Source organism: Microbispora sp. NPDC049633 (assembly GCF_040675265.1).
GTDB lineage: Bacteria > Actinomycetota > Actinomycetes > Streptosporangiales > Streptosporangiaceae > Microbispora > Microbispora maris.
The window spans coordinates 1-7,797 of record NZ_JBFAOO010000274.1; the positions used below are offsets into that span (position 1 = coordinate 1).

Sequence of the window (7,797 nt, forward strand, 5' to 3'; positions counted from 1 at the left end):
CTCGTCCTCCTCGTCGCCCTCCGTCGCCTCCTGCGCCTCGATGATCACTTGCGCGGTCTCGGGATCCCAGGCGAGCGCCATCGTCCCCACCCGGAAGTCCTCGTCGATCGGCAGGTCGAGGGGGCCCTCGTCGGCCAGTTCCGCGGGGGCCATGGCCGGAACCGGCGCGCGCCCCCCGCTGCGCCGCAGCACCTCGTCGAGCAACTCGTCGAGGCGGTCGGCCAGCACGGCGACCTGGAACTTCTCGAGCCCCACCGTGGTGATCCTGCCCTGGCCTCGGGCCTGCAGGAAGAAGGCTCGTGCGCCCGGTTGCCCCACGGCACCGGCCACGAACCTGTCAGGCGGATCGTAGTCGAAGACCGGCATAGCCCGACCTTATGTGGTCCCGGCTCCGCCGCCGACGGCGGCGTCGCTTCCGGTGAGGGTTTCTCCCCCGTCTTCGTCCTCCGACACCCCTGGTGGGGGCACCAGGTTGGCCACTCCCCCGCCCACGTCGTTCGCCCTGAGCAGGAAGGGACGCAGGGGGGTGTAGCGGATCACCGTGACGGAGGCGGGGTCGGCCGTGATGCGCTGGAACTGGTCCAGGTGGAGGCCGAGCGCGTCGGCCACGATCGCCTTGATCACGTCCCCGTGGCTGCAGACCACGTAGGTGGCCTTCTCGCCGAGCCGCTCGTTCCAGTCGCGCACGGCCCGCACGGCGCGGTTCTGCACCTCCGCCAGGGCCTCACCGCCGGGGAACACCGCCGCGCTGGGATGGGCCTGCACCACCCGCCACAGCGGCTCCTCCGCGAGCTCCTTCAGCGGCCGGCCCGTCCAGTCGCCGTAGCCGCACTCGCCGAACCTGTCGTCGGTCTGCACCGAGACGGGGCGGCCCTGCGCGATGGCGGCGGCGGTCTCCCGGCACCGCTCCAGCGGGCTGGACACGATGGCGTCCAGTTCCAGGGGCGCGAGCCGTTCGGCCACCGCACGCGCCTGCTCCCTGCCGCGCTCGTCGAGGTGGACTCCCGGAGTCCAGCCGGCCAGCACGGGACCGGTCATCGCGGTGAGGCCGTGCCGTACGAACAATACGGTCGTCATGACTGCACCACCCCGAGGGTCAGCAACGTGAGGAGGAACGTCCCCGCGAAGACGCGGTAGACGACGAAGACGATGGTCGAGTGGCGCGCGACGTAACGCAGCAGCCAGGCGATCGAGGCGTACCCGACGATGAACGACACGACGGTCGCGATCAGGGTCGCCGCCACCGGCGGGCCGCCGCCGTCGCCGATGTGCCGCAGCTCGAACAGCCCCGACAGGATCACCGCCGGGATCGACAGCAGGAAGGAGTAGCGGGCGGCGGCCTCGCGCGTGTACCCGAGGAACATCGCGCCGGTCATCGTGGAGCCCGAGCGGGAGGCGCCCGGGATCAGCGGCAGCATCTGCCACGCGCCGATGATCAGGCCGTCGCGCATGTTGAGGTCGGCGACCTCCTTCTTCTTGCGGCCCATCTGGTCGGCCGCGAGCAGCAGCAGGCCGAAGACGATGAGCATGGCCGCGTTCAGCCACAGGTTGCGGGCCGGGCCCTCGATCGCGTCCTTGAACAGCAGGCCGGCGACGCCGATCGGGATCGTGCCCAGGCCGATGTACCACCCCATGCGCGCGTCGAGTTCCCCCCGCAACTCCGGCGTCCACAGGCTGCGCAGCCATGTCCAGGTGATCCGGACGATGTCCCGCCAGAAGTAGATGAGCACCGCGAGCATGGTGCCGAGCTGGATCACCGCGGTGAACGGGGCGCCGGGATCGTCCCACCCCGCCAGCTTGGGCACGATCAGCAGGTGCGCCGAGCTGGAGATGGGCAGGAACTCGGTGAGACCCTGCACGAGCCCGAGCACGATCGCCTGTAGTACGTCCATGGTGCGGACAGCCTATCGGCTAGTCTGTCCGCACCATGGACCAGCGACTAGTCGGGCGCAGCGGTCTGTCGGTGTCCAGGATCGGGCTCGGCACGATGACCTGGGCCCGCGACACCTCCGCCGAGGAGGCGACGGCGCAGCTCACCGCCTTCGCCGAGGCCGGCGGCACGCTGATCGACACCGCGGACGTGTACGGCGGCGGCGACGCCGAGCGCCTGATCGGCCGGCTCATCCGCGACGTGGTGCCGCGCAGGGACCTGGTGATCGCCACCAAGGCGGTGCTCACCCCCGGAGGGGAGCGGGACGCCTCCCGCCGTCACCTCATCCAGGCGCTCGACGCCTCCCTGGCCCGGCTCGGGCTGGAGGAGGTCGACCTGTGGCAGCTCCACGCGTTCGACCCCCGGGTGCCGCTGGAGGAGACGCTCGCCGCCGTCGACTTCGCCGTCTCCACCGGCCGTACGGCCTACGCGGGCGTGTGCAACTACACCGGCTGGCAGCTCGCGGCGGCCGCCACCTGGCAGCGGTGCGGCGACTCGCGGGCCCCGATCGTCGCGGCGCAGGTGGAGTACTCCCTGCTGGCCAGGGACGCCGAGGAGGAACTGCTGCCGGCCGCGGGGCACGTGGGCGCCGGAGTCCTCGCCTGGTCGCCGCTGGGACGCGGCGTGCTGACCGGCAAGTACCGCACCGGCATCCCCGCCGACTCCCGCGCCGCCACCCCGCACTTCGCCGAGTTCGTCCGGCCCTACCTGGACGAGCGGTGCCGCAGCATCGTGGAGTCGGTGACCACCGCGGCCGAGGGGCTCGGCGTGTCGCCGCTCGCGGTGGCGCTCGCCTGGGTGCGCGACCGCCCGGGCGTGTCGTCGGCGATCGTCGGCGCGCGCACCCACGCGCAGCTCCTCGGCGTGTTGCAGGCCGAGAAGCTGACCCTGCCGTGGGAGATCCGCGAGGCTCTGGACGACGTCTCCGACCCGTGAGCGCCGCGCCCCGGCCGCGAGGTGAACGAGAATCGTCCTCACGTATCACACATCGATACCGAACTGCAACTTCCTACTGCATAACCCCGCGCTCTGGCGAAGAGTGACGGGTATGTCGGGGGATGGACCAGAGACTGCGGAAGGGGACACATGGGGATCGTAGGCAAGGCCTCCGCGATCTCCGCCGGGGCTCTCGCGATCGCCCTTGCCGGAGGACTCCCTCTCGCCGCATCCCCGGCACAGGCACTCGACTGCACGGGAGGCGGTGGACTGCTCTCGGGCGTCACCGGCGGCGTCTGCTCCCTGGTCGACGGCGTGGGCAAGCTGACGGACGGTGTCACCGACGTCGCGGACAAGGCCACCGGCGGGTTGACGGAACCGGTCACGAAGGTCGTGGACGACACGCTGGAGACGACCACCGGGGCCGCGGGCACGGCGGTCCACGACGTCGGCAAGACGGTCGACAAGGCGGGCCAGACGCTGACCGGGGCGGCGGACACCGCGGTCGGCGCGGCGGGCGGAGCCGCCGACACGGCGACGGGAGCGGCGGCGCAGGCGGTGACGGGCGGCGGCAAGGGCGAGTCCCCCGCCACGCACAGCCCCGCCCCGAGCGTCCGGAAGCTCACCGACGGGCTGACCCGCGCCGTCCAGGGCACCTGCCTGCCCCTGGTCGCCGGCGAGGGCTGCGCGTCCCAGGGCCACCGCGAGAGCGGCGAGGACGCGGACGGCGCGCGGCACGCACGGCCCGCCGGCAAGAAGCCGGCGCGGCCGAAGGCGTCCGTGACCCCCGAGGGCACCCTTCCGCGCGAGCCGTACCGGCCGCGTCTCGTCGCGGCGCACGAGGACGCGCCGGAGACGGCGCGCCGCCGGCCCAAGGTGGACCCGGACGAGGACGGCGTCATCCCCCTCCTGTGGCCCGGGCAGAAGCTGCCCGGGCTGCCCGAGCTGCGCGGCGGCCCCGCGGGGGCGCCCGCGCGCGCCTCCCGGTCCTACGACGCGGCGGGGACGGCCCTCACCGCGGCGCTGCTGCTGTCCGCGCTGCTGGCGACCCGCGTGGTCTCGGCACGGCGGGCGCGGGCCGAGCAGCAGGAGCCGCGCGAGTCGATCCCGCTCGAGGGCGGCCTGCGGCTGCCCGGCAGGTCGGGACGTCACCGGCTCGCCTGAGCCCGGCCTCCCCCGTGCTGAGGAGTACCAGCGTGCTCAGGAGTACCAGGTCGGCTCGGGAATCTCGTCCCGCAGGCGGTAGACGCCCACCTCGCGGCGCTTGTACGCCACGGGGTCGTGCAGCGTGTGGGTGCGCACGTTGCGCCAGAACCGGTCGAGCCCGTAGCGGGACGCGGTCGAGCGGGCTCCGGTGGCCTCGAACACACGCGAGGTGACCTCCAGGGCCACGTCGGTGGCGTGCGCCTTGACCGCGGCCACCCGCACCTCGTGCTCGCCGCGCAGCCGGGGGGTGACCTCGTCCGGGTTGAGGTGGAACCACAGACCCTCCCGGGCGACCTCGTCGGCGAGCGCCTCGGCCGCCCACAGCTTGGCGGTGAGGTCGGCGTAGAGGTCGATGACGTACGGCTCGTCGACCGCGCGCTCGTGTCCGCCGTGCAGCCACGGGCGGGTGTGCTCCCTCGTGTACGCCAGCGCGGTCTCCAGCGCGCCGCGGGCGATGCCCAGGTAGAAGTTGACGAACACGAGCTGGATGGTCGGCACGTTGAGAGTTGCGTAGACGCGCGGCCGGAACTCCTTGTCCACGTATCCCAGGGCGTCGCTCCACGGCGCGCGCACGCCGGAGACCGTGACGCTGCCGCTCTCGGTCAGCCGCTGGCCGATGTTGTCCCAGTCGTCGTGGAAGGCGAGCCCTTCGGAGCCGGAGGGGACGACGGCGAAGACATGGTTGTCGGTGCCCTCCAGCACGCCCTCCAGGACGGTGACGTCGGAGACCTTGCTGCCGGTGGAGAAGGTCTTGCGGCCGTCGAAGACGAGGGTGTCGCCCTCGTCGCGCACGACGATGTCCCGGTCGCGGGGGTTGACGGCCCCGCCGAAGAACCACCGGTGCCGTGCGGCGTCGGCCTCGATCCGCTCCCACTGCTCGCGGGTGCCCACCAGGCGCGCCGCCCAGTTCCACAGGTAGTGGTAGCCGAGCAGCTGACCGATCGAGCCGTCGGCCGCGGCCACCTCGCGGACGACCCGGTAGGCGGTGGGCCAGTCCTGCCCCGCGCCGCCGTGCCCGGCCGGGCCGAGCAGCGTGACCAGGCCGGAGTCCTTGAGCAGCCCGATCTCGGCGTACGGCGTCTTCGCGGCCCTGTCGCGCTCGGCGGCGTCCACCGCGAGGACGGCCGCCACCTCGCCGGCGCGCGCGACCCACTCGGCGGGAGTGCGCGGCGTGGGGCCGTCCGTCCAGTCCGTCCGGCTGGCGTGAGCGATGGTCACGTGTCGTCTCCTCTCGTGTGCGGCGCGTCGCGCCGGCTGTCGCTCACCAGGTTAGGCAACATTCTCTACTTGTTAAGTGGGGAAATTGCCGAACGGCCGGTAGGGTCGCCCTTGAACACCCCCGGACAAGGTGGACGACGATGCGCATCGAACAGCTTGAGTACATCCGCGCGGTGACCCGCCTCGGCTCGCTGCGCCGCGCGGCCGACCATCTGCACCTGTCCCAGCCGGCCCTGAGCGAGACCGTGCGCAACCTGGAGCGCGAGCTCGGCGTCGACCTGCTGGAGCGGCGCCGGTCCGGAGCCACGATCAGCGACAAGGGCCGCGAGCTGCTGCCCTACATCAACGGCGTGCTGGAGGCGGTGGACCGCCTGCGCGGCGCGGCCGACGAGCAGCACCACACGGCCCGCATGGTCAGGCTGGGCACGGTCAACGCGGCCACCGTCCCGCTGCTGATCCCCGCCGTACGGGCCTTCCGCGAGGCCCATCCGGCGACACAGGTCGAGGTCGTGGGCGCGCAGCAGGCCGAGATCCACCGGCGCATCCGCGAGGGCAGCTTCGACCTGGGGCTGGTGAACTACCTGAGCGGCGACGACCTGCCGCCCGACCTCGCCACGACCGAGCTGCTGCGCGGCCGCCCGGTGGTGTGCGTACGGCCGGACAGCCCGCTGGCCTCGCTGCCCGCGGTCGAGGTCGCCGACCTGCTCCGTGAGCCCCTGATCGTGATGCGCGCCGGCTACGTCATGCACCGCCTGGTGCACCGTCTCCTCGGCGGGCGGGCGCCGTCGTTCTCGTATTCGACCGACGGCGCCGAGATGGGCAAACTCATGGTGGCCGAAGGGCTCGGCGCCACCGTGCTTCCCGAGTTCAGCGTGGCCGGCGACCCTCTCCTGCGCAACGGCGCCATCACCTACCGGCCGCTGGCGCAGCGCGTGGCGGAGGTCCTCCTGGTGATCCAGTCGCAGCGGTCCGCCTCGGCCCCCCGGGTGGCCCGCGACCTCCACCGGCTCCTCCTCGATCGGGCACGCGAGTGCCGCGCCGGCGCACGGGCACGCGCCGCCGGGTGACAGGGCGGCCCTATCACGCCCCCGACGATCGCGTGTGGAACTCCGGACGGCGCCGCCGTACGATCCCCATTGTCTGAGTAGGAAATACCGGAAAGGGGCCATTCGTGTCCGCGAACGTCAGTCCAGAGCCGCTGCGGTTCGCCTACTGGGTGCCCAACGTCAGCGGCGGGCTCGTCACCAGCACGATCGAGCAGCGCACCGACTGGAGCTACGACTACAACCGGAAACTGGCGGTGCTCGCGGAGGACAACGGCTTCGAGTACGCGCTGTCCCAGGTGCGCTACATGGCCAGCTACGGCGCGGCGTTCCAGCAGGAGTCGACGAGCTTCAGCCTGGCGCTGCTGCTCGCCACCCGGCGGCTGAAGGTGATCGCCGCCGTGCACCCGGGCCTGTGGCACCCCGCGGTGCTGGCCAAGCTGGTCAGCACCGCCGATCACCTGTCGGGCGGCCGGGCCGCCGTCAACGTGGTGAGCGGCTGGTTCAAGGGCGAGTTCACCGCCCTGGGCGAGCCCTGGCTGGAGCACGACGAGCGCTACCGCCGGGCCGAGGAGTTCATCCGTGTCCTGCGGGCGAGCTGGACCGAGGACAAGACGGAGTTCCAGGGCGACTTCTACCGGCTGCACGGTTACGACCTGCAGCCCAAGCCGCTGTCCGCGCCGGACCGCCCGCACCCCGAGATCTTCCAGGGCGGCAACTCCACCGCCGCGCGCGCCATGGCCGGCCGGGTGTCGGACTGGTACTTCAGCAACGGCAAGGACTTCGACGGCGTCACCGAGCAGATCGAGGAGGTCGGCGCGGTGGCGCGGGCCCACGGCCGCCGGGTGAGGTTCGGCCTGAACGGCTTTCTCATCGCCAGGGACACCGAGGCCGAGGCGCGCGAGACGCTGCGCGAGATCGTGGCCAAGGCCGACGTCGAGGCCGTTCACGGGTTCCGCGACGCGGTCCGGCAGGCGGGCAGGTCCACCCAGGACGGGCGGGGGATGTGGGCCGACTCCTCGTTCGAGGACCTGGTGCAGTACAACGACGGCTTCCGCACCCGCCTCATCGGCACGCCGGAGCAGATCGCGCACCGGGCGATCGAGTACAAGAAGCGCGGCGTCGACCTGCTGCTGTTCGGTTTCCTGCACTACCACGAGGAGGTCGAGTATTTCGGCCGCCACGTGCTGCCCATCATCCGCGAACTGGAGGCGGAGATCGCGGCGAAGGGCGCGTTCCCGGTGGAACCGGCCAGGGCCTGATCCCATGACCGATCTCGTCGACACTCCCCAGACCGCGCACGTCGTCACCGGCGACGAGGAGGCCCTCGCCGTCGCCGCCGAGCTGGCCGGCCGGTTCGCGGGCGGCGCCGCCGAACGGGACGCCCGCCGCGTGCTCCCGGTCGCCGAGCTGGCCGAGCTCTCGCTGAGCGGCCTGCTCGGCATCACCGTCCCCCGTGAGCAC

General features: G+C 72.4%; 8 protein-coding genes and 1 pseudogene. 5 read left to right on the forward strand and 4 right to left on the reverse strand.

Going from position 1 to position 7,797, the window contains the following annotated elements:
* The 3 genes from AB0J39_RS36435 to AB0J39_RS36445 all read right to left on the reverse strand — a co-directional run.
* A partial coding sequence (locus AB0J39_RS36435) for a DUF3090 domain-containing protein (protein ID WP_363473220.1) occupies positions 1–366 on the reverse strand: 366 nt, incomplete at its 3' end.
* A gap of 9 nt (positions 367–375) precedes the next feature.
* Complete coding sequence (locus AB0J39_RS36440; RefSeq protein ID WP_363473222.1) at positions 376–1,077, reverse strand: histidine phosphatase family protein; 702 nt, start codon at positions 1,075–1,077, stop codon at positions 376–378.
* Positions 1,074–1,892 carry an undecaprenyl-diphosphate phosphatase gene (locus AB0J39_RS36445; RefSeq protein ID WP_363473223.1) on the reverse strand — a complete coding sequence of 273 codons (819 nt, stop codon included), beginning with the start codon at positions 1,890–1,892 and terminating at the stop codon, positions 1,074–1,076. Before AB0J39_RS36445 ends, AB0J39_RS36440 begins: the two co-directional genes overlap by 4 nt.
* Positions 1,893–1,927: 35 nt before the next feature.
* Here AB0J39_RS36445 and AB0J39_RS36450 point away from each other — a divergent pair, with 35 nt between their 5' ends.
* Together AB0J39_RS36450 and AB0J39_RS36455 are read left to right on the forward strand one after the other, a co-directional pair.
* Entirely contained in the window at positions 1,928–2,866 is a 939-nt protein-coding gene (locus AB0J39_RS36450; protein WP_363473225.1) for an aldo/keto reductase, read from the forward strand.
* Between the two features lie 150 nt (positions 2,867–3,016).
* The gene (locus AB0J39_RS36455; protein WP_363473227.1) at positions 3,017–4,030 is read left to right on the forward strand and encodes a hypothetical protein; all 1,014 of its coding nucleotides are present in this window, start codon (positions 3,017–3,019) and stop codon (positions 4,028–4,030) included.
* 36 nt (positions 4,031–4,066) lie between these two features.
* On the opposite strand, the gene AB0J39_RS36460 is transcribed toward AB0J39_RS36455, so the two are convergent.
* The gene (locus AB0J39_RS36460; protein ID WP_363473229.1) at positions 4,067–5,290 is read right to left on the reverse strand and encodes an acyl-CoA dehydrogenase family protein; all 1,224 of its coding nucleotides are present in this window, start codon (positions 5,288–5,290) and stop codon (positions 4,067–4,069) included.
* Between the two features lie 140 nt (positions 5,291–5,430).
* Between AB0J39_RS36460 and AB0J39_RS36465 the strand changes: the two genes are divergently transcribed.
* The 3 genes and pseudogenes from AB0J39_RS36465 to AB0J39_RS36475 all read left to right on the forward strand — a co-directional run.
* Positions 5,431–6,357, forward strand: a complete 927-nt coding sequence (locus tag AB0J39_RS36465; protein ID WP_363473231.1) for a LysR family transcriptional regulator — start codon at positions 5,431–5,433, stop codon at positions 6,355–6,357.
* Between the two features lie 104 nt (positions 6,358–6,461).
* Positions 6,462–7,595 carry a dimethylsulfone monooxygenase SfnG gene (sfnG, locus tag AB0J39_RS36470; protein ID WP_363473233.1) on the forward strand — a complete coding sequence of 378 codons (1,134 nt, stop codon included), beginning with the start codon at positions 6,462–6,464 and terminating at the stop codon, positions 7,593–7,595.
* Positions 7,596–7,599: 4 nt separating this feature from the next.
* Positions 7,600–7,797 (forward strand): annotated as a pseudogene (locus AB0J39_RS36475) (hypothetical protein); the annotation flags it as partial.

Coding starts and splice junctions, on each gene's coding strand:
- AB0J39_RS36445 (WP_363473223.1), bottom strand. CDS start 1,892: ATGGACGTACTACAGGCGATCGTGCTCGGGCTCGTGCAGGGTCTCACC.
- AB0J39_RS36465 (WP_363473231.1), top strand. CDS start 5,431: ATGCGCATCGAACAGCTTGAGTACATCCGCGCGGTGACCCGCCTCGGC.
- AB0J39_RS36450 (WP_363473225.1), top strand. CDS start 1,928: ATGGACCAGCGACTAGTCGGGCGCAGCGGTCTGTCGGTGTCCAGGATC.
- AB0J39_RS36455 (WP_363473227.1), top strand. CDS start 3,017: ATGGGGATCGTAGGCAAGGCCTCCGCGATCTCCGCCGGGGCTCTCGCG.
- AB0J39_RS36440 (WP_363473222.1), bottom strand. CDS start 1,077: ATGACGACCGTATTGTTCGTACGGCACGGCCTCACCGCGATGACCGGT.